Origin of the sequence: Lentzea guizhouensis, assembly GCF_001701025.1 — a bacterium.
GTDB classification, from domain to species: domain Bacteria; phylum Actinomycetota; class Actinomycetes; order Mycobacteriales; family Pseudonocardiaceae; genus Lentzea; species Lentzea guizhouensis.
Window position 1 is genome coordinate 3,203,798 of the sequence record NZ_CP016793.1, and the last position, 19,321, is coordinate 3,223,118.

General features: G+C 70.1%; 17 protein-coding genes and 2 pseudogenes. 13 read left to right on the forward strand and 6 right to left on the reverse strand.

The genetic code is table 11. From position 1 onward, the window contains the following. Positions 1-60 precede the first annotated feature (60 nt). On the forward strand, positions 61-408 hold the full coding sequence (locus BBK82_RS15985) for a sterol carrier family protein (RefSeq protein WP_418287509.1): 348 nt from the start codon (positions 61-63) through the stop codon (positions 406-408). An 8-nt stretch (positions 409-416) separates the two neighbouring features. Here the strand turns inward: BBK82_RS15985 and BBK82_RS15990 are convergent, their stop codons facing one another. Together BBK82_RS15990 and BBK82_RS15995 are read right to left on the reverse strand one after the other, a co-directional pair. After that, positions 417-2,402, reverse strand: a complete 1,986-nt coding sequence (locus tag BBK82_RS15990; protein WP_065915730.1) for an alpha/beta hydrolase — start codon at positions 2,400-2,402, stop codon at positions 417-419. Further along, the gene (locus tag BBK82_RS15995; protein ID WP_065921107.1) at positions 2,399-2,722 is read right to left on the reverse strand and encodes a type VII secretion target; all 324 of its coding nucleotides are present in this window, start codon (positions 2,720-2,722) and stop codon (positions 2,399-2,401) included. Before BBK82_RS15995 ends, BBK82_RS15990 begins: the two co-directional genes overlap by 4 nt. A 95-nt stretch (positions 2,723-2,817) precedes the next feature. Between BBK82_RS15995 and BBK82_RS16000 the strand changes: the two genes are divergently transcribed. The 6 genes from BBK82_RS16000 to arfB all read left to right on the forward strand — a co-directional run bounded on the left by BBK82_RS16000 (position 2,818) and on the right by arfB (position 8,318). After that, a complete protein-coding gene (locus BBK82_RS16000) occupies positions 2,818-3,564 on the forward strand; it encodes a maleylpyruvate isomerase N-terminal domain-containing protein (RefSeq protein WP_065915731.1) in 747 nt (248 codons plus the stop codon). Further along, entirely contained in the window at positions 3,564-3,887 is a 324-nt protein-coding gene (locus BBK82_RS16005; protein WP_065915732.1) for a hypothetical protein, read from the forward strand. The genes BBK82_RS16000 and BBK82_RS16005 overlap by 1 nt, the downstream gene beginning before the upstream one ends. Positions 3,888-4,058: 171 nt before the next feature. Then, positions 4,059-5,564, forward strand: coding sequence for an amidophosphoribosyltransferase (gene purF, locus BBK82_RS16010; protein WP_065915733.1), 1,506 nt, complete (start codon positions 4,059-4,061; stop codon positions 5,562-5,564). Positions 5,565-5,612: 48 nt separating this feature from the next. Then, positions 5,613-6,674, forward strand: a complete 1,062-nt coding sequence (gene purM / locus BBK82_RS16015; RefSeq protein ID WP_065915734.1) for a phosphoribosylformylglycinamidine cyclo-ligase — start codon at positions 5,613-5,615, stop codon at positions 6,672-6,674. A 53-nt stretch (positions 6,675-6,727) separates the two neighbouring features. Next, positions 6,728-7,885, forward strand: a complete 1,158-nt coding sequence (locus BBK82_RS56270) for a SigE family RNA polymerase sigma factor (protein ID WP_335618091.1) — start codon at positions 6,728-6,730, stop codon at positions 7,883-7,885. Positions 7,886-7,895: 10 nt separating this feature from the next. Next, positions 7,896-8,318: an alternative ribosome rescue aminoacyl-tRNA hydrolase ArfB gene (gene arfB / locus BBK82_RS16025; protein ID WP_065915735.1), complete on the forward strand. Its 423-nt coding sequence runs from the start codon at positions 7,896-7,898 to the stop codon at positions 8,316-8,318. Between the two features lie 23 nt (positions 8,319-8,341). On the opposite strand, the pseudogene BBK82_RS16030 reads toward arfB, so the two are convergent. After that, a pseudogene (locus tag BBK82_RS16030) lies at positions 8,342-9,011 on the reverse strand (response regulator). Continuing rightward, entirely contained in the window at positions 9,008-10,537 is a 1,530-nt protein-coding gene (locus BBK82_RS16035) for a sensor histidine kinase (RefSeq protein WP_065915736.1), read from the reverse strand. The pseudogene BBK82_RS16030 and the gene BBK82_RS16035 overlap by 4 nt, the downstream one beginning before the upstream one ends. 130 nt (positions 10,538-10,667) lie before the next feature. On the opposite strand from BBK82_RS16035, the pseudogene BBK82_RS16040 reads away from it, so the two are divergent. The 3 genes and pseudogenes from BBK82_RS16040 (at position 10,668) to BBK82_RS16050 (ending at position 13,674) form a co-directional block, all read left to right on the forward strand. Then, positions 10,668-11,635 (forward strand): annotated as a pseudogene (locus BBK82_RS16040) (Bug family tripartite tricarboxylate transporter substrate binding protein). Further along, positions 11,632-12,162 carry a tripartite tricarboxylate transporter TctB family protein gene (locus tag BBK82_RS16045; protein WP_065915737.1) on the forward strand — a complete coding sequence of 177 codons (531 nt, stop codon included), beginning with the start codon at positions 11,632-11,634 and terminating at the stop codon, positions 12,160-12,162. The pseudogene BBK82_RS16040 and the gene BBK82_RS16045 overlap by 4 nt, the downstream one beginning before the upstream one ends. Further along, positions 12,163-13,674 (forward strand): tripartite tricarboxylate transporter permease, encoded by a 1,512-nt coding sequence (locus BBK82_RS16050; protein WP_065915738.1) that lies wholly within the window; start codon positions 12,163-12,165, stop codon positions 13,672-13,674. It abuts the gene before it with no gap. Positions 13,675-13,798: 124 nt separating this feature from the next. On the opposite strand, the gene BBK82_RS16055 is transcribed toward BBK82_RS16050, so the two are convergent. After that, entirely contained in the window at positions 13,799-15,292 is a 1,494-nt protein-coding gene (locus tag BBK82_RS16055) for a CoA-acylating methylmalonate-semialdehyde dehydrogenase (protein ID WP_065915739.1), read from the reverse strand. Further along, the gene (locus tag BBK82_RS16060; protein WP_418287491.1) at positions 15,289-16,275 is read right to left on the reverse strand and encodes a LacI family DNA-binding transcriptional regulator; all 987 of its coding nucleotides are present in this window, start codon (positions 16,273-16,275) and stop codon (positions 15,289-15,291) included. Before BBK82_RS16060 ends, BBK82_RS16055 begins: the two co-directional genes overlap by 4 nt. Before the next feature lie 125 nt (positions 16,276-16,400). Here BBK82_RS16060 and BBK82_RS16065 point away from each other — a divergent pair, with 125 nt between their 5' ends. From BBK82_RS16065 to BBK82_RS16075, 3 genes are read left to right on the forward strand one after another with little or no spacing between them, the layout of a single operon-like run. Beyond that, complete coding sequence (locus BBK82_RS16065) at positions 16,401-17,396, forward strand: Gfo/Idh/MocA family protein (protein WP_065915741.1); 996 nt, start codon at positions 16,401-16,403, stop codon at positions 17,394-17,396. Positions 17,397-17,398: 2 nt separating this feature from the next. Beyond that, on the forward strand, positions 17,399-18,259 hold the full coding sequence (locus tag BBK82_RS16070) for a TIM barrel protein (protein WP_065915742.1): 861 nt from the start codon (positions 17,399-17,401) through the stop codon (positions 18,257-18,259). A gap of 14 nt (positions 18,260-18,273) precedes the next feature. Then, complete coding sequence (locus BBK82_RS16075; RefSeq protein WP_065915743.1) at positions 18,274-19,260, forward strand: sugar ABC transporter substrate-binding protein; 987 nt, start codon at positions 18,274-18,276, stop codon at positions 19,258-19,260. The last annotated feature ends 61 nt before the right edge of the window (positions 19,261-19,321 follow it).

Genomic DNA, 19,321 nt, shown 5'->3' on the forward strand with positions numbered 1-19,321 from the left:
GCCGGTCGGCACTTCGCTAATCTGACCCGCGTGCCAGCCAAACCCGTCGACCCGGCCGAGATGCGCGCCGCCGTCGAAGCCGTCCTGCCCTGGCTGCACGGCACCGCCGACCAGCCAGAACGCCCGCTCCTCGCCGCCGCCGTGCGCCTGAGCCTGCGCACCCTCGAACAGGTGGCCCCCGGCCGCAGCGTCGAGGTCCGCGTCCCCCCGTTCGCCGCGGTGCAGTGCGTCGAGGGCCCCCGCCACACCCGCGGCACCCCGCCGAACGTCGTCGAAACCGACGCCCGCACCTGGCTCGAACTGGCCACCGGCACCCTGACCTGGCCAGACGCCGTCGACACGGCCCGGGTCACCGCGTCGGGCACCCGAGCCGACCTCTCCGCGCTACTCCCGGTCGTGCGCTTCTAGAACCGCTGCTAGAACCACGACCCGATCGTGCTGCCGACGCCCTTCACGATCCCGACGCCACCCTCGACGACGTCCCGGCCCAGCTCCACGGCGTTGCCCACGGTGTCCGCCACGACGTCGACCGCGTCGCTGCCGACCTCCTTGGTGGTCTCCCAGGCGTGCCCGGCGGCGCCGCCCCAGTTGCCGTTCGACACGTCCTCGACGACCCGGCCGCCACCGGTCCAGAGGTCCTCGCCCATGTCGGCGACCTCCTTGCCGGTGTTCACACCCCAGTCGATGATCGGCCCGGCCACCGGCAGGTCGGAACCGGGCACCTCGACGGGCGTCGGCGAGTCCTGCCAGCGTTGCGAGCTGATCTCGTCGCCACGACCCGTCGCGATCTTCGCGAGGTTGTCGAGCGACTCGGAGTTCTTGTCGAAGTAGGCCGAGTGCGCGTGGTCGACCTTGGCGTCCGAGGCGGTGCCAAAGGTCTGCGCGCCGAACGACGAGTCGTAGGGACCCGTGGACGAGCCGTCCTTGGTGAACCAGTCACCACTGGTGCCCTGCACCACGGGGTCGTGCTCGGTACCGCCGACGTACACGTGACCGCGGCCGGCCGAGAGCTGGTCGACGTTGGAGGCACCGACGCCCGGCGAGCCGACGAACGCGATGTCGTCGGCCTTGAGCCCGTTGTCCATGGCGGAGTACCCGACCACCGTGCTGCCGTAGCTGTGACCGATCACCGTCACGTGCGCGCCGGGGTTGGCGGTGCGGTAGCCCTCGACGTCCTTCGCCAGGATCGCCGCGCCCTCCTGCGCCTGCGCCGGGTCGTTGACCTGGCCGATCGCGAACTCCGGTGCGTCGTAGCCGAGCCACTGGATCGCGGCGCCGTCCGGTCCCATCGCGGCGCTGAGCTGCGCGGCCTGGCTCTGGCTGAAGGACGTGAGCGTCGACGTCGTGCCGGGCACGCAGACGGCGAGGTTCTTCGCGGTGTCCGGGTTGCCGTACGACACCGCCAGAGCGCCTTCCTTGGCACCGGCGCCGTCCGGACTCCAGTAGAGGACGTAGGGCTGCTTGCCGTTCGCCTGGCCCAGAGCTGTGGCATCCTGCAACGCCTTGACCGCGTCGCCGGAGTTCTTCTCCCGCCGGGCCGCCTCGTCGTACTGCGACATCAGCTGAGAGCCCTGCGGGTCGTTGCGCAACGCGCGCTGGCCCTCCGCCGACTTCGGGTCGACACCCAGCTCGCGCGCGCGGTCGGCGAGCTGCTGCTCGAGCTGCTCGCGCTGCTGCTTGAACCGCGCCTGGTCCTCGGGGATCCGCTTGCGGTTGGCCTCGTCCAGGACCTCCGCCGGCAACCCGCGGAGCTGGCCGAGCTCCTGGTACTTCGTGTCCCGCAACGCCTTCTTCTGGTCCTCGCTGAGCGAGTTCCACCAGGCGGCGACCGCCTTGGGGTCGGTTCCCGGCGGCGGCACCGGGGGCAGCGGTCCGCCCGCACCGCCCGCGCGCTGGGCCGCCCGGCTCCAGCCGCCGTCGGTCCGCGCGGACTCCTCGAAGCCTGGAGGGATCTTGGTGAGCGCACCGGCGTAGGAGCGCAGGACGTTGTCGTAGCCGGTCTTCACCCGGTCCAGGGCGGCGTTGACCTGGTTGGCCAGCTGGCGCGTCTGCTGTTCGTCGAGGCCCGGCGGCCGGCTGCGCCACACGCTGATCGCCTGGTCGGCGGCGCCGCGCATCTGCCCGTAGGCGCGGGAGGCGGCCTGCACGATGTCGACACCGGCGCCGAGGCGATCGCGGACGGCCTTCGTGGCGTTCGAGGACAGCTCCGCACGAGCCGTGAACTTGGCGGCGCTGTCACCCACCCAGCTGCTGACCGCGGTCTTGCCGCCGTTGATGACGGACTCACCCGCCCGCCCGACGGCGCTGATCGCACCGGTGATCGGGTCCGCGGCGGCGGCAATGCGGCTGACGTCTCCCGAGGCGAGCCTGCCGTACAGGGACTCCGGATCCGTGTAGCTCACTTGCCGCCCCCAAGTCCGTTCATGATCTTCGTCAGGAACGACGCGTGGTCGTCGTCCGTGCGCTGGTAGGCCTCGGCGTTGGACACCAGGCCCTCGGCGGCGTCAGTGAACCAGGCCGAGCCGCGCTGGAGGTCCTGCGAGTGGGTGCCGACGAACTTCGCCAGGGCGTCCGCGAACTCGGCCGCGGCATCGACCTGGCCGAGCGCACCGGCGTCGAGCTGGAGCATCGAGATCATCTCCGCTGCCTCGCGCACCGCCTCGGAGCCGTTGCCGAACTCCTTCGACGCGGTCCGCAGCAGCTCTGGCTCAACGCCGAACATCGCCACCCCCTGGTTGGTCGTCGATCCATGCGACGCAGAAGCATCATGGCCGGTTCCCCACTCATGCGATGACCGTTTCGGGCACGATGACGCGCATGGTGCAGACAGGGTGGACGGCCCAGCGGTGGACCGCTGTGTTCATCGAACAGGCGGAGATGTTCCGCAAGGCAGTGGCAGACGCGGATCCGGCGGCCGAGGTGCCCACCAGGCCCGGTTGGACCGTGCAGGACCTGGTCATCCACCTGGCGCGGTTCCTCGAGACCTCCACCGCCTACCTGCGCACCGGCAGCCGCAACCCGATGGCGCCCCCGCCCGCGCCCACCGGCCTGTCCCCGCTCGAGTACCTCGACCTCCAGCTGGTCGCCGCGAACGAGATCCTCACCGCGGTGCCCGGCAACCGCCCGGTGTGGACCTTCTCGCCGTCCGCTCCCGACCTCGCGTGGGTCTGGCACCGCCGGATCGCGCACGAGACGGTGCTGCGCCGGTTCGACGCCCAGACGGTCGTCCGCGGGCTCGTCGGCACGGACGCCGACCTGTGCGCCGACGGCATCGACGAGGTGCTGACCACGATCGTCGCCGCCAAGCTCGACGGCGACTCCCCGTCCGTGCTGTCCGGGACCGCCGTGGTCCGGCCCACCGACGTGCCCGAGTCGTGGCTGATCTCCTTCACGCCGGGTGGGGTGCCGGACGTCCGCGCGGCCGCTCCCGGCGAGGAGGGCGACGCCCGGCTCACCGGTGAGGCCGAGCTCGTCTACTTCTGGCTGTGGAACCGGATGAACCTGCAGGACATGGCCGGCGACCAGAACGTGCTGGACGTCCTGCAGGTCGGACGGGGGCACTGATGCGCAAGCTCGCCGCGGTGCTCGCGGGCTGTCTGCTGCTGGCCGGGTGTGGTGGCTCCAGTTGGGAGGGCCAGCTGCGCTACAAGATCGCCTCGATCGACAAGTCGACCCCCACCGAGTTCTTCCAGCTCGAGCTGGTGGGTGACGCCCCCGAGGGGCTGCTGTGGCAGGACGGCCTGACCCCCAAGTTCCTGGTGCCGGGCAACGTCAGCGGTGACGCGGCCGTGGGCGACGAGGTGGTGTGCACGGGCACCCAGAAGAAGGGAAGCCCGTTCGCGTCCTGGGAGAAGGGCACCGAGCTGAGCGGATGCAGGAAGGCCTGACCCGGAACCACACGATCGGGGTGTCGTCCGGCGAAGTCGCTGCAAAACGAGCCCGCGGGGTGCCGAAGGCATGAGTTTCGTCACCTCAACAGGGGTGCGATGGGGGTGAACAGGCCCCTGCTCCACATACACTCGGGTAGCAGCCAGCCCCGTCGTGAGGGAGCCAACTCGGTGGTCGCCGACCATTCCCAGCCCGAATCGGAACCCCGTGAGGAGTGCGGCGTCTTTGGCGTCTGGGCTCCTGGCGAAGACGTTTCGAAGATGACCTACTACGGCCTCTACGCCCTGCAGCACCGCGGCCAGGAGGCGGCGGGCATCTCCGTCGGTGACGGGTCGCAGGTCGTCGTCTTCAAGGACCTCGGGCTCGTCAGCCAGGTGTTCGACGAGCAGGTCCTGCAGTCGCTCAAGGGCCACGTGGCCGTCGGGCACTGCCGTTACTCCACCACCGGGTCCACGACCTGGGAGAACGCGCAGCCCACGTTCCGCACCACCGCCGCCGGGTCGGGGCTGAGCCTCGGGCACAACGGCAACCTGGTGAACACCGCCGAGCTCAGGGAGAAGGCGCAGGAGCTGGGGCTGACCGGCCGCAACGGCGCCACCACCGACTCGGACATCCTCACCGCGCTGCTCGCGCACGCGGCGGCGGACAAGGGCATCGAGCAGGCGGCCCTGGAGCTGCTGCCGACCGTCCGCGGTGCGTTCTGCCTGGTGTTCTCCGACGAGGGCACGCTCTACGCGGCGCGGGACCCGCACGGGGTCCGGCCGCTGGTGCTGGGGCGGCTGGAGCGCGGCTGGGTCGTCGCGAGCGAGACCGCCGCGCTGGACATCGTCGGTGCGAGCTTCGTGCGCGAGGTCGAGCCCGGTGAGCTGATCGCGATCGACGGTGACGGCCTGCGGTCGTCCCGGTTCGCGAACCCCGAGCCCAAGGGCTGCATCTTCGAGTACGTCTACCTGGCGCGTCCGGACACGACGATCTCCGGGCGCAGCGTGCACGCCACCCGCGTCGAGATCGGCCGCCGGCTCGCCAAGGAGCACCCGGTCGAGGCGGACCTGGTGATCCCGGTGCCGGAGTCCGGTACGCCGGCCGCCATCGGGTACGCGCAGGCCAGCGGCATCCCGTACGGGTCGGGCCTGGTCAAGAACGCCTACGTCGGCCGGACGTTCATCCAGCCCTCGCAGACCATCCGCCAGCTGGGCATCCGGCTGAAGCTGAACCCGCTGCGCGACGTCATCCGCGGCAAGCGGCTGGTCGTCGTGGACGACTCGATCGTGCGCGGCAACACCCAGCGCGCGCTCGTCCGCATGCTGCGCGAGGCCGGTGCGCTCGAGGTCCACGTCCGGATCGCGTCGCCGCCCGTCAAGTGGCCGTGCTTCTACGGCATCGACTTCGCCTCGCGGGCCGAGCTGATCGCCAACGGCCTGGACGACGACGGCATCCGCCGGTCGGTCGGTGCCGACTCGCTCGGGTACGTGTCGCTGGAGCAGCTGGTGGCGGCCACCGAGCAGCCCAAGACGCGGCTGTGCTCGGCGTGCTTCGACGGCGAGTACCCGATCGAGCTGCCGGCGGACGCGCTCATCGGCAAGCACCTGCTGGAGGGGCTCAAGGGCGTGGCGGGCTCGGCCACTCCCGTGCTGCCCAACGGCTATGGTGCCGAGGACGCACTCCGACGTCCTTGATTTCCGGGTACGTCCCAGAGCCTCCCAGAACAAGTGGAAGAAGTTGACGTGACCGACAGCGCCAAGGCCACCTACGCCTCCGCCGGAGTCAGTATCGCCGCAGGTGACGAGGCGGTGGAGAAGCTCAAGCCGTGGGCGGCCAAGGCGCATCGGCCAGAGGTGCTCGGTGGCATCGGCGGGTTCGCCGGGCTGTTCCAGCTCAAGCTCGACCGCTGGAAGGAGCCGGTCCTCGCGTCCTCCACGGACGGCGTCGGCACCAAGATCGCGGTCGCGCAGGCGCTCGACAAGCACGACACCGTCGGCATCGACCTGGTCGCCATGATCGTGGACGACCTGGTCGTGTGCGGCGCCGAGCCGTTGTTCGTGCAGGACTACATCGCGGTCGGCAAGGTCGTGCCGGACAAGATCGCGGCGCTGGTCAAGGGCATCGCCGAGGGTTGTGTCCAGGCGGGCTGCGCGCTGCTCGGCGGCGAGACCGCGGAGCACCCCGGCCTGATGGGCGACGACGACTACGACATCTCCGGCACCGGCGTCGGCGTGGTCGAGCAGTCCAAGCTGCTCGGTCCCGACCGGGTGCGCGACGGTGACGTCGTGATCGCGATGGGCTCGTCCGGCCTGCACTCCAACGGCTACTCGCTGGCCCGGCACGTGCTGCTGGAGATCGCCCGCATGCCGCTCGAGGGCCACGTCGAGGAGTTCGGCCGGACCCTCGGCGAGGAGCTGCTGGAGCCGACCAAGATCTACGCCAAGGACTGCCTCGCGCTGATCGCCGAGACCGAGGTCCGCGGGTTCTCCCACATCACCGGTGGTGGCCTGGCCGCGAACCTGGCCCGCGTGCTGCCCGAGGGCCTGCACGCGAAGCTCGACCGCGGCACCTGGACGCCCGCCCCGGTGTTCCAGCTCATCGCCCAGCGCGGCCGGGTGGAGCGCGAGGAGATGGAGAAGGCGTTCAACATGGGCGTCGGCATGGTCGCCGTCGTCGCGCCGGAGGACGTCGACCGCGCGCTGGCCGTGCTGACCGCGCGCCACGTGCCGTCGTGGGTGCTCGGCGAGGTCACGAAGTCGGAACAGGGCGGCGCCGCTCTGGTCGGAGACCACCCGCGGTTCTGAGGCAACCCCCTACGGTCGTCGTTGCGTACTAAGCGACGACCGAGGAGGGGGACTTGGACCGTCGCGATCTGCGGGACCGCGAGTTCGGGGAGTTCGTCGACGCGCGTGCTCTCGTGATGCGCCGCACGGCGTTCCTGCTGTGCGGCGACTGGCACCGCGCCGAGGACATCGTCCAGACCGCGTTGATCAAGCTCTACGTGGCCTGGTCGCGCGTGCGCAAGGACAGCCTCGACGCCTACGCGCGCAAGATCGTCGTGCGGGCCGCCATCGACGAGACCCGGCGCGGGTTCTTCCAGCGCGAACGGTCCGTCGACGCCGTCCCCGACCGCGCGGCTCCCGAGGTGCACGAGGCCGATCCCGACCTGCGGCAGGCGCTGGACGCGTTGCCACCGGGGCAACGCGCCGTCGTCGTGCTGCGGTACTGGGAGGACCTGAGCATCACCGAGACCGCCCGCATCCTCGGCAGGACGGAGGGCACGGTGAAGAGCCAGGCCGCGAAGGGCCTCGCCGCGTTGCGCGAGCTGCTGGTGGACGAGCCGGAGTCGAACATCCGCCGCGACACGGTCATCCGCGCCGGCCGGACCAAGCTCGCCCGGCGCCGGACGGCGGTCGCGGGTGCGCTGGTGTTCGCGCTGGTGGCGGGCCTGGGCAGCGTGATCTGGATGGCCAGGCCGCAGCTCACGTCGAGCAGTAACAGCGGGGGCAGCGCCACGTCGGGCACGATCGACCGCAGTTCTCAGCTCTCCTTCGTGCTGCGGCAGGCGAACGTCGTCCCGTCCGGCGTGGTGCTGCAGAACCCGCCGGGCGCGCAGGCTCTGCAGTTCGTGCGGGAGGACGGCCGGTACTCCGCCTCGGCGCTGCTGGTCGACGCCGGCGGCACGAGTGCGTTGACCGTGCGGGTGTACCGCGATCCCGCGGCGGTGCTTCCCGACTGCCGGCCGGGCGACGGCACCGACTGCCGCATCGAGGAGGTCGACGGCATCAAGGTCCGGTCGAGCATCGCGCGCCGGGAGGACGGTGCCTTCGCGCACGACGTGCGCGCGTTGCGACCCGACGGAACGTACGTCGAGGTGAGCAGCGTGAACGTCGGAGCGTTCCTCCCCGACGCCCCTTCGACGCCGGACTGGAGCGCGGCGCGGTCACGGCAGGAACCGCTGCTCAACCGGGCCGCGCTGATAAAGATCGCGACACTGCCGGGTCTCACGCTCTAGCCTTGGTGGCATGAACGACGTGACCGTGACTCGGACGCTGGTGCTGCCGGCGTCCGAGTTGCGCGAACGTTTTTCCAGGTCAGGCGGCCCCGGCGGGCAGGGCGTGAACACGGCGGACAGCCGCGTCGAGCTCAGCTTCGACGTGGCGGGCTCGCCCACGATCCCCGAGCACCTCAAGCAGAGGATGCTCGACCGCCTGCAGCACCGGCTCGTCGACGGCGTCCTCACGATCGCCGCTTCCGAGCACCGCGCGCAGCTGCAGAACCGCGCCGCCGCACGGGAACGGCTCGCCGAGATCCTCCGCGCGGCTGCCGCGCCACCGCCGCCGATGCGCAAGCCGACCAAGCCCACCAGGGGCTCGAAGGAGCGCCGCATCGCCGGCAAGAAGCGCCGCGCACAGACCAAGCGCGGCCGCTCAGGCTCCTGGGACTAGCTTCAAGCCAGCGCCGTCACCGCTCAGGCTCCTGGCACCAGCCCGTAGATCCGTTCCGGCCGCCCGGTTCCGCCGTACCGCAACCGGACCTCCGCGCGTCCCGCCGACACGAAGTGCTCCAGGTACCGGCGTGCGCTGACTCGTGCGACACCCGTGGACGACGCGCACTCCGACGCCGACAACCCCTCCGGGTGCGCCCTCAGGGCGTTCTCCACGAGCCGCGGTCTCCGGGGTCAGACCCTTGGGCAGCAACGGTTTCGACGTCGGCCGCGCGCCGAACACCTGGTCCACGTCCGCCTGCCCGGCCGACCCGAGCCGGTCCAGCCTCTCGTGCAACGACGCGAAGTGCGCGAGCTGGTCGCGCAGGGCGTCGTAGTCGAACGGCTTGATCAGGTAGTGCAGCACCCCGCCGCGCATCGCACTGCGCACGGTCTCCACGTCGGTCGCCGCCGTGATCACGATGACATCCACGTCCTCGTTGGCGCGCAACGACTTCAGCACGTCGATCCCGCTCATGTCCGGCAGGTAGACGTCGAGCAGCACCAGGTCCGGTTTGAGCGCCGCCACCTGCCGCAACGCGTCCGCGCCCGTGTGCGCGACGCCGGCCACCTCGAACCCCTCGGTGCGCGCGACGTACCCGCTGTGCACCTTGGCCACCATGAAGTCGTCGTCGACGACCAGCACCCGGTTCACCACGGCAGCCTGGCCGTGAAGACCGACCCGGACACGCTGACCGAGCCGCCGCGCCGCAGGCACGCCCGCCTGATCAGCGCGAGCCCGATGCCGCGTTCGCCGTGCGATGCGGCCTTGGTCGTGAACCCGTGCCGGAACACCTCTTCCGCCAGTTCCGGCGCCACTCCAGGACCGGAGTCGCGGACCACGACCTGGACCTCGTCGTCCATCTGCACCACACCCACCTCGATCCACTTCTGCGCGCCGTTGAGCGAGCTCAGCGCGTCCAACGCGTTGTCGACGAGATTCCCCAGCACCATGACCAGATCGGCGGACAACGCCTCGTCGACGCGTCCCAGCACGCTGTCCGGTCCCATCCGCAGCGTCGTGCCGCGTTCGGCGGCCAGCGACGCCTTGGCGATCAGCAGCGCGGCCACGGCGGGGTCGCCGATCGACGAGCTGACCTCGGCCCGCCACTGGTCCTGCGCCGAGCTGATCTGGTGGATGTAGTTGCTGACCTCGTCGTACTCCTTGAGCGAGATCAGCCCGGCGATGGTGTGCAGCCGGTTCGCGAACTCGTGCGCCTGCGCCCGCAACGTGTCGGTCGCGTGCTGCGAGGCGTCCAGTTCGTGTTGCAGGGCAAGGAGTTCGGTGCGGTCCCGCATGGTGACGACCGCGCCGGCACCCTCGATCGGCATGCGGTTCAACGTGAGCACGACCCCCTGCCGCAGCACGAGCTGGTCCACACCGGTGGCCCGCCCGGTCAGCACGTCGCGCAGCCGGTCGTTGAGCTCCAGCTGTTCCACCGACTGCCCGACCGCGTTCCCCGGCAGCGCCAGCAGGTCGCGCGCGTGGTCGTTGACCAGCGTGATCCGGTCCTGCGCGTCGAGGCCGACGACACCCTCCTTGATGCCGTGCAGCAACGCCTCGCGGTTCTCCACGAGTGCGGTGATCTCGTGCGGCTCCAGTCCGAGGGTCTGGTTCTTCACCCGCCTGGCCAGCAGCAACGACCCGGTGACGCCGATGACGAGCGCGATCAGCAGGTACCGCAGCGCGTCGACCGGCTGGTCCAGCGCGCCCTCCCAGATGCCGGGCTCGCGGGCGCCGGCGACCACGATCCCGTTGACCTTGCGGGTCTCCTCGTCGAACACCGGCACGTGCGCCTCGATCGAGTCGCCCGCCGTGCCGACCCACGCCTTGCCGTCGAACGCGGTCGTCCTCGTGTCCAGAGTGGACCCGACCTGGGCGGGGTCCGGTGAGGTGAGCACCCGGCGCTGCAGGTCGACGATCAGCACGTAGGTGGCGCCGGAGAGCCCGCGCGCGGTCTCCGCGGCCGGTGCCAGCAGGTCGCGGTTGCCCATCTGCGTCTGGACCACGTTCGTCGCGGCCACGTTCTCCGCGACGGACAGCATCCGCCGCTCCTCGTTCGAGCGAAAGTTGCGGCCCGTCTGGACGACCGTCAGCGCGCCCACCGCGAAGAGTAGGCACATGACGACTACCAGTTGCCACACGAGCAACTGACTGGCCAGGGAACGGCGGCGACGCATGAGACCTCCCGTGACCAGAAAGACCGAAAGAAACCTTAGAAGCGCAAGAGCGACATCAAGGTTTACACGAGAGCAACATGTCCAACCACGCGGACGAGAGGCGGGGATCACAGTGTCGGTGAAGGTGTGGGTGGCGGTGGCGACGGCGTTGCTCGCCGTCCTGCTGGTGCCACCGCTGCTGACGCCGGGTGCGGACAGCGGCGACACGAACTCGGTGCGGCGCTGCGCGTGCTCGTGCCGAACGCGCCGGGCGGCGGGTACGACATCACCGCGCGCACCGCGGCCAAGGCCATGGAGGACGCCGACCTGCTGCGCAACGCCGAGGTGTTCAACCTCCCCGGCGCGGGCGGCACGGTCGGGCTCGGGCGCACGGTCGGTGAGCGCGGCAACGGCAAGCTGATCATGTCGATGGGCCTGGGCGTGGTCGGCGCGGTCTACACGAACAAGTCGCCGAACTCGCTGCTGGACACCACCCCGATCGCGAAGCTGATCGAGGAGCCGGACATCGTCGTGGTGGCGAAGGACTCGCCGTACACGTCGATGCAGCAGCTGGTGGACGCGTGGAAGGCCAACCCCGGCACGGTGACCGTAGGCGGCGGTTCGGCTCCCGGCGGTCCCGACCACCTGGCGCCGATGCTGATCGCGAAGGCCGTCGGGCTGCCGCCCAAGACCGTCAACTACATCCCGTTCGACGGTGGTGGTGAGCTGCTCGCGTCGGTGCTGGGCGGCAAGGTCGCGTTCGGCGTCTCCGGCGTCGGCGAGTACCGCGACCAGATCCAGGCGGGCACGCTGCGGGTGCTCGCGGTGACCAGCAAGGACCGCCTCCAGGGCATCGACGCGCCGACGTTGAGGCAGGCCGGGGTGGACGTCGAGTTCACCAACTGGCGCGGGATCGTCGCGCCGCCGGGCATCTCGCAGGGCGACCGCGACCAGCTCGTCGACCTGTTCGCGCGGATGCAGAAGACGCCGCAGTGGGAAGAAGCCTTGCAGCGCAACGGCTGGACCGACGCGTTCGCCCCCGGCGACGAGTTCGGGACCTTCCTCGACAACGAGAACAAGCGGGTGGCAACGGTGCTCAAGGACTTGGGGCTCGCATGACGACCACGACGGAGGAAAGGCCTCAGCAGGGGCCGAAGAGCTGGCTCCGCGAACATTCCGAGCTGGGCATCTGCGCCCTGCTGGTCCTGCTCGGCGCGCTGGTGCTGACCGACGCGGTGCGGATCCCGACCGACTTCGCCCAGCGGGGCCCCGTCGGCCCGAAGGCGGTGCCGATCCTGGTCGGCTCGCTGCTGCTGGTCGTGGCGGTGCTGCTCGCCCGTGACGTGCTGCGCGGCGGTCGCGGCGAGGCGGAGGGCGGCGAGGACGTCGACCTGTCCGCACCCGCCGACTGGCGCACAGTCCTGTTGCTGTGCGGTGCTTTCCTCGCGAACGCCGTGCTGATCGGCGTGGTCGGGTTCCCGATCTCCGGCGCGATCCTGTTCTGGGGCGCGGCCTACGCGCTCGGCAGCCGCAACCTCGTCCGCGACCCCTTGATCGCGGCCGGCATGTCGGTCGTGACGTTCCTGGTGTTCAACAACCTGCTCGGCGTCCCCCTGCCCGGCGGCCCGTTGATGGAGGTGTTCTAGGTGGAACAACTGCTCGACGGCTTCGCGACCGCGCTGACGCCGACACACCTGCTGTTCGCGGCGATCGGCGTGCTCCTCGGCACCGCGATCGGCGTCCTGCCGGGCATCGGCCCGGCCATGGCGGTGGCCCTGCTGCTGCCGGTCACCTACGGCATGGAGCCGACCGGCGCGTTCATCATGTTCGCCGGCATCTACTACGGCGGCATGTTCGGCGGCTCGACCACGTCGATCCTGCTGAACACACCGGGTGAGAGCGCGGCGGTCGTCGCCGCGTTCGAAGGCAACCCCATGGCCCGCAAGGGCCGCGGTGCGCAGGCGCTGGCCGCCGCCGCGATCGGCCACTTCACCGGCGGCATCATCGGCACCCTCCTGATCGTGCTGCTGGCGCCGTTCGTGGCCAAGCACGCCGTCGACATCGGCGCACCGGACCTGTTCGCGATCATGGTCCTGGCGTTCATCGCGGTCACGTCGGTGCTCGGTGCCTCCCGCATCCGCGGCGTCGCGTCGTTGCTGATCGGCCTGACCCTGGGCCTGGTCGGCCTGGACGAGATGACCGGCCAGCAACGCCTGACCTTCGGCTCGCTGCACCTGGCCGACGGCATCGACGTGATCGTCGTCGCGGTGGCGCTGTTCGCGGTCGGCGAGGCCCTCTGGGTCGCCGCCCACCTGCGCCGCAAGCCGTTCGTGCCGATCCCCGTCGGCCGTCCCTGGCTGTCGCGGGCCGACCTGAAGCGCACCTGGAAGCCCTGGCTGCGCGGCCCGGTGATCGGCTTCCCGTTCGGCGCGATCCCGGCGGGCGGCGCGGAGATCCCGACGTTCCTGTCGTACGTGACCGAGAAGCGGCTCTCCAAGCACAAGGACGAGTTCGGCAAGGGCGCCATCGAGGGCGTCGCCGGCCCGGAGTCCACGGCCTCGGCCTCCGCCGCCGGAACCCTGGTCACGATGCTGACCCTCGGCCTGCCCACCACGGCGGTCGCGGCGGTCATGCTGGCGGCGTTCCAGCAGTACGGCATCCAGCCCGGCCCGTTGCTGTTCCAACGCGAAGCCGGCCTGGTGTGGGCACTGATCGCGTCGCTGTTCATCGGCCTGACGCTGCTCCTCGTGCTGAACCTGCCCCTCGCACCGTTGTGGGCGAAGCTGCTGCGCATCCCGCGCCCGTACCTCTACGCAGGCATCCTGTTCTTCGCCTCCGTCGGCGCGTACGCGGTCAACGCGGACATCTTCGACCTGCTGCTGATGCTGACCATCGGCCTGCTGGGCTTCGGCATGCGCCGCTACGGCCTGCCGGTGCTGCCGGCCATCATCGGCGTGATCCTGGGCCCGGCCGCGGAACAGCAGATGCGCCGCGCGTTGCAGCTCTCGGACGGCTCGCTGACCGGCCTCGTCAACACCCCGATGGCGATCATCGTCTACGTCGTGGTCCTGCTGATCGTGTTCTTCCCGCTGATCCGCCGGTTCCTGCCGAGGCCGCCCGCAGCGGCCGCACCGGACCGTGAGAAGATGGACGCCTGATCGCGCTCGAGAACGGCCCCCGCTCAGGAACCGGGCGGGGGCTTTCTCATGCGCTGCGGACGATCAGGACCGCGAAGGGCCGTCCCAGCAGGCCGACGAGCTCGGCGTCCGTCGTGGTCGACGATCAGCCGTGGGTCGGGAAGCCCAGGTTCACACCGTGCTGCTGCGGCCACCGAGCCGTGATCGCCTTGGCGCGGGTGTAGAACTTCACGCCCTCGGCCCCGTGCACGTGCGTGTCGCCGAACAGCGAGTCCTTCCACCCGCCGAACGAGTAGTAGGCCATCGGCACCGGGATCGGCACGTTGATGCCGACCATCCCCACGTGCACCCGCCGCTGGTACTCCCGCGCGGCCAGCCCGTCACCGGTGTAGATCGCGGTGCCGTTGCCGTACGGGTTCGCGTTCACCAGCGCGAGCGCGTCCTCGAACGTCTCGGCGCGCACGACCGACAGCACCGGGCCGAAGATCTCGTCGGTGTAGATGGTCATCTCGGGCGTGACGTGGTCGAACAACGTGGGCGCGAGCCAGAAGCCGTTCTCGTGGCCCTCCGGTGCGTGGCCGCGGCCGTCGACCACCAGCGCCGCGCCGGCCGCCTCGCCCGCGTCCACGTAGGACTTCACCTTGTCCCGGTGCACGCCGGTGACGAGCGGACCCATCTGGGCGTCCTCGTCGGTGCCGGGCAGCACGGCCGGGTGCAGCGCGCGGGTCCTTTCGGCGATCTTGGCGACCAGCTCGTCACCGGTCTCGCCGACCGCCACGACCACGCTGATCGCCATGCACCGCTCACCCGCCGAGCCGTAGCCGGCGGAGACAGCGGCGTCGGCGGCCACGTCGAGGTCGGCGTCCGGCAGCACCACCATGTGGTTCTTCGCGCCGCCCAACGCCTGGACGCGCTTGCCGTTCGCCGTGCCGCGCGAGTAGACGTGCTTCGCGATCGGCGTCGATCCCACGAACGAGGCGGCCGCGACGTCCGGGTGGTCCAACAGGGCGTTGACCGCGAAGGCGTCGCCCTGCAGCACGTTCAGCACGCCGTCGGGGAGGCCGGCTTCCTGGAAGAGCTCGGCCAGCCGGACCGAGGCCGACGGGTCGCGCTCGGAAGGCTTGAGCACGAACGTGTTGCCGGTGGCGATCGCGATGGGGAACATCCACATCGGCACCATCACCGGGAAGTTGAACGGCGTGATGCCCGCGACCACGCCCAGCGGCTGCCTCAGCGAGTAGGCGTCGACACCGCGCGAGACCTGCTCGGAGTGCTCACCTTTCAGCAGCTGCGGGATGCCGCACGCGAACTCGACGACCTCCAGCCCGCGCTGCACCTCACCGGCCGCGTCCGACAGCACCTTGCCGTGCTCGGAGGTGATGATCGCGGCGAGCTCGTCGCGGTGCGCGTGCAGCAGGTGCCGGTACTCGAACAGGATCCGCGACCGGGTCGACAGCGATGACTCCGACCACGACTGCGCCGCCTTCAGCGAGGACGACACAGCCAGGTCGACATCGGCCTGCTCGGCGAGCACGACCTGCGCCGACACCGCGCCGGTGGCCGGGTTGAAGACGTCAGAGGTCCGGGACGACACCCCGGTGGTGCGGGCGCCGTCGATCCAGTGGGGGATGGTGCTCAACGCGGTCCTCCTGGGGGAGCTGTCGTGCTGCGAACAACGAGAGAGGGATTGAGGAGATGGCGCACGGGCTCGGTGCGCTCTTCGCGGACCCGCTGCAACAGGGCGTCCGCGGCCAACCGGCCGAACTCGGCACGGGGCTGGTCGATCGTGGTCAGCGAAACGTGGCGAAGAGCCGCCAGTGAGGTGTTGTCGTACCCCACAACGGAAACATCGGCAGGCACCCGCAAACCGGCGTCTTCGAGAGCCGAGATCGCACCGACCGCGTTGAAGTCGTTGCAGGACAGAATGGCGGTGGGCAAGGCGTTGTCTTCGATCAGTCCGCGAATCGCTCGTGCGCCGGCGGAATCGGTGTACTCCGAAGGCACAACCTGCGGCACCAGCCCGTGTGCCTCCATCGCGGCGACATACCCACGCCGACGAGGTCCGGCCTGAGTGCCCTCACCACCGTCCAAATGAGCAATCCGGCTGTGCCCCAGGGACACCAGGTGATCGACTGCCAGTCGCGCACCCGTCTCACCGTCGTCGTTCACGGTATCCACAGTGGACACACGGGAGGACCGCGCGACGAGCACGATCGGAAGTTGTTCCGCGGCCTTGGAGATCGCCGTCGCGGGTACAACAGGCGACAGCAGGATCAACCCAGCGGGGCGGAACGACAGCAGCGACTCCAGCGCGCGGCGTTCACGAGCGGGCGAACGGCCACCGGTGTTGATGATGATGTCGAACCCCTGCTCGCGCGCCACCTCGTCGATGCCGTCCACGACCTCGGCGAAGAACGCGTTGTGCAGGTCGGACACCATCACGCCGAGCACGGTCGACGTGCGCGAGGCCAGCGACCGGGCCATGGCGTGCGGCGAGTACCCCAGCTCCTCCGCGGCCTTCAGCACCGCGCTGCGTCGCGCGTCGCTCACCTTGGGTGAGTTCCGCATGACCAGTGAGACCAGTGCCCGGGACACGCCCGCGCGCAGAGCGACGTCTTCCATCGTCGGCCTGACCACCTGGAACTCACCTCCCCTCTTGACACCCTGTGGCCGAAGTTACAGCATTGGAGCGCTCCAACCAATAGAGCGCTCTAACACTTCACAGCCACGAACAGGGGAAACCTGCGATGCGGATCGGAGTAGCGGGTGTCGGCCGGATCGGCACCATGCACGCGGCCAACCTCGCCGCACTGGACAGGGTCGACGAGGTGCTCCTCTTCGACCCGGTGCCCGGTCGTGCCGCGCAGGCGTCGGCTGAGCTGAGCGGGACCAAGGCCGTGGACGACCTCGACACGCTGCTCGGGAACGTGGACGGCGTCCTGCTCGCCACCCCGACGAACACCCACCCGGAGATGCTCCGCGCGTCGATCGCGAAGGGTGTCCCCACGCTGTGCGAGAAGCCGATCGCGAGCGACGTCGCCGAGATGGCCGCGCTCATCGCGGACGTCGAAAAGTCGGGCGTCGAGGTGCTCGTCGGCTTCCAGCGCCGGTTCGACCCCGCGATCTACGAGCTCCACCGCCGCATCCGCGCCGGCGAGGTCGGTGACGTCTACCTGGTCAGGGCGGTCGGCAACGACGCCACCCCGCCGGACTTCTCCTACCTGCCCGCGAGCGGCGGCATCTTCCGCGACCTGCTGATCCACGACCTCGACTGCGTGCCGTGGCTGGTCGGCGAGCCGGTCGTCGAGGTCTACGCGAGCGGGTCCGTGCTGGTGCACCAGGCGTTCGCGGACGCCGACGACGTCGACAACGCGGTCGTGATGTTGAAGTTCGCGGGCGGTGCGCACGCCACGCTGGCCGGCGGCCGCCACGACCCGGTCGGCTACGACCACCGCATCGAGGTGCTCGGCAGCTCGGACTCGCTGGTCGTGGGTGTCGACCCGCGCACGCCGCTCAACTCGCTGGAACCGGGCGGGCACGTGGCCGGACCGGACGCCTACCCCGGTTTCCCCGAGCGCTTCCACCGCGCGTACGTCAACGAGATGAACCTGTTCACGCAGGTCGTCGCGGGCGAGGTCGCGAACCCGTCGCCGGCGAGGGAGAGTTTGATCAGCCTGCGCCTGGCCGAAGCGTGTGAGCAGTCGCGCCGCAGTGGCGCGCCGGTGAGGATCGAGGGGAACTAGGCATGGCGAAGATCGCGGGGGCACCGATCTCCTGGGGCGTGTGCGAGGTGCCGGGCTGGGGCAACGTGCTCCCGTCCGACACGGTGCTGGGCGAGATGCACTCCCTCGGCCTCACCGCCACCGAGCTCGGCCCGCCCGACTACCTCCCGGCCGACCCCGAGCAGCTCAAGACCCTGCTGAGCAGCCACGGACTCAGCCTCGTCGGCGGCTTCCTCGCGGTCACGCTGCACACCGACGTCCAGTCCACTCTGGACGAGGCCGGCCGCGTCGCCGCGATTCTGCAGGCGGGTGGCGCCGAGGTGCTCGTGCTGGCCGCCGCGACCGGCCTGGACGGCTACGACGAGACGCCGAAGCTCAGCGATGACGAGTGGAACACGCTCGTCGGCACCTGCGCGAAGATCCGCGAGATCGCCGCGCGGCACGGGCTCAGGACCGTGCTGCACCCGCACGTGGGCACCCACGTCGAGCGGGAGGCGGAGGTCGAGCGGTTCCTCGCTGACTCCGATCTCCAGCTCTGCCTGGACACCGGCCACCTCCTCATCGGTGGCACGGACCCGGTCGAGCTGGCGCGCCGCTACCCGGACCGGATCGGTCACGTGCACCTCAAGGACGTGCGCGGCGAGATCGCGGCGAAGGTGCGCAGCGGCGAGCTCAGCTACACCGATGCCGTGGAACAGGGCATCTACGTGCCGCTCGGGGACGGCGACGTGGACGTGGAAGCGCTGGTGAAGTCCGTCCACCAGGCGGGCTACACCGGTTGGTTCGTGCTTGAGCAGGACACCCAGCTCAAGGACGGAAGTCCTGAAGACAAGCCGGTCAAGGACACCGCGCGCAGCCTCGCGCACCTCAGCAAGATCCTCTGAAGGGACTGGAGACGATGAAGTCTCGCTTGGTCATCCGCGCGGGTGTCGCACTCGCCGGTGTCGCTCTGCTGGCCGCGTGCAGCGGTCCCACGGGAACGAACTCGCAGCAGACGAACAACAACAGCAGCTCCCAGGCGTCCGGCGACCTCAAGGTCTCCGTCATCACCCACGGCACCGCGGGCGACGCGTTCTGGAGCGTCGTGAAGGTCGGCGCCGAGGACGCGGGCAAGCAGCTCGGCGTCGGCGTCACCTACAACTCCGACGGCGACCCCGGCGCCCAGGCCAAGCTGATCGACAACGCCGTGTCGCAGAAGGTCGGCGGCATCGTGGTGTCGATGGCGAACCCGGACGCGTTGAAGACCTCCATCGAGAACGCGGTGAAGGCCGGCATCCCGGTCATCACGATCAACTCCGGCAGCGCGAAGAGCGCGGAGTTCGGTGCCATGGCGCACGTCGGCCAGGAGGAGTCGATCGCCGGTGAGGAAGCCGGCAAGAAGCTCAAGGCCGCCGGCAAGACCAAGCTGCTCTGCGTGATCCACGAGGCCGGCAACTCCGGCCTCAACCAGCGCTGCGACGGTGCCCGCTCCGGCTTCGGCGGCGCGGTGGAGAACCTCCAGGTCGACATCTCCAACCCGACCGACATCGAGGCCCGCATCAAGGCCAAGCTGCAGTCCGACGCCGCGGTCGACGGCGTGCTCGCGCTCAACCCGCAGGTCGCCGTGAACGCCGCGTCCGCCATCAAGGGCGCGAGCTCGAAGGCGCAGGTCGCGACGTTCGACCTGAACGCGGACGTGGTCAACTCGATCAAGTCCGGCGAGGTGCTCTTCGCCGTCGACCAGCAGCAGTACCAGCAGGGCTACCTGCCGGTCGTGATGCTGAAGCTCTTCAAGGACAACGCCAACACCCTCGGTGGCGGCAAGCCCGTCCTCACCGGTCCCGGCTTCGTCGACAAGTCCAACGTGGACAAGGTCGCGGAGTACGCCAAGAACGGCAAGAGGTAGGGAGGAGGCGGGGAGATGACCGTGACAGCCACAGCCCCACCGGCTGCCGACGAACGGCTGG

Excerpts from the sequence above, each read along its gene's own strand:
- BBK82_RS15985 (WP_418287509.1), top strand. The coding sequence starts at position 61 with ATGCGCGCCGCCGTCGAAGCCGTCCTGCCCTGGCTGCACGGCACCGCC.
- BBK82_RS15995 (WP_065921107.1), bottom strand. The coding sequence starts at position 2,722 with ATGTTCGGCGTTGAGCCAGAGCTGCTGCGGACCGCGTCGAAGGAGTTC.
- BBK82_RS16000 (WP_065915731.1), top strand. The coding sequence starts at position 2,818 with ATGGTGCAGACAGGGTGGACGGCCCAGCGGTGGACCGCTGTGTTCATC.
- BBK82_RS16005 (WP_065915732.1), top strand. The coding sequence starts at position 3,564 with ATGCGCAAGCTCGCCGCGGTGCTCGCGGGCTGTCTGCTGCTGGCCGGG.
- arfB (WP_065915735.1), top strand. The coding sequence starts at position 7,896 with ATGAACGACGTGACCGTGACTCGGACGCTGGTGCTGCCGGCGTCCGAG.
- BBK82_RS16035 (WP_065915736.1), bottom strand. The coding sequence starts at position 10,537 with ATGCGTCGCCGCCGTTCCCTGGCCAGTCAGTTGCTCGTGTGGCAACTG.
- BBK82_RS16045 (WP_065915737.1), top strand. The coding sequence starts at position 11,632 with ATGACGACCACGACGGAGGAAAGGCCTCAGCAGGGGCCGAAGAGCTGG.
- BBK82_RS16060 (WP_418287491.1), bottom strand. The coding sequence starts at position 16,275 with ATGGAAGACGTCGCTCTGCGCGCGGGCGTGTCCCGGGCACTGGTCTCA.
- BBK82_RS16065 (WP_065915741.1), top strand. The coding sequence starts at position 16,401 with ATGCGGATCGGAGTAGCGGGTGTCGGCCGGATCGGCACCATGCACGCG.
- BBK82_RS16070 (WP_065915742.1), top strand. The coding sequence starts at position 17,399 with ATGGCGAAGATCGCGGGGGCACCGATCTCCTGGGGCGTGTGCGAGGTG.
- BBK82_RS16075 (WP_065915743.1), top strand. The coding sequence starts at position 18,274 with ATGAAGTCTCGCTTGGTCATCCGCGCGGGTGTCGCACTCGCCGGTGTC.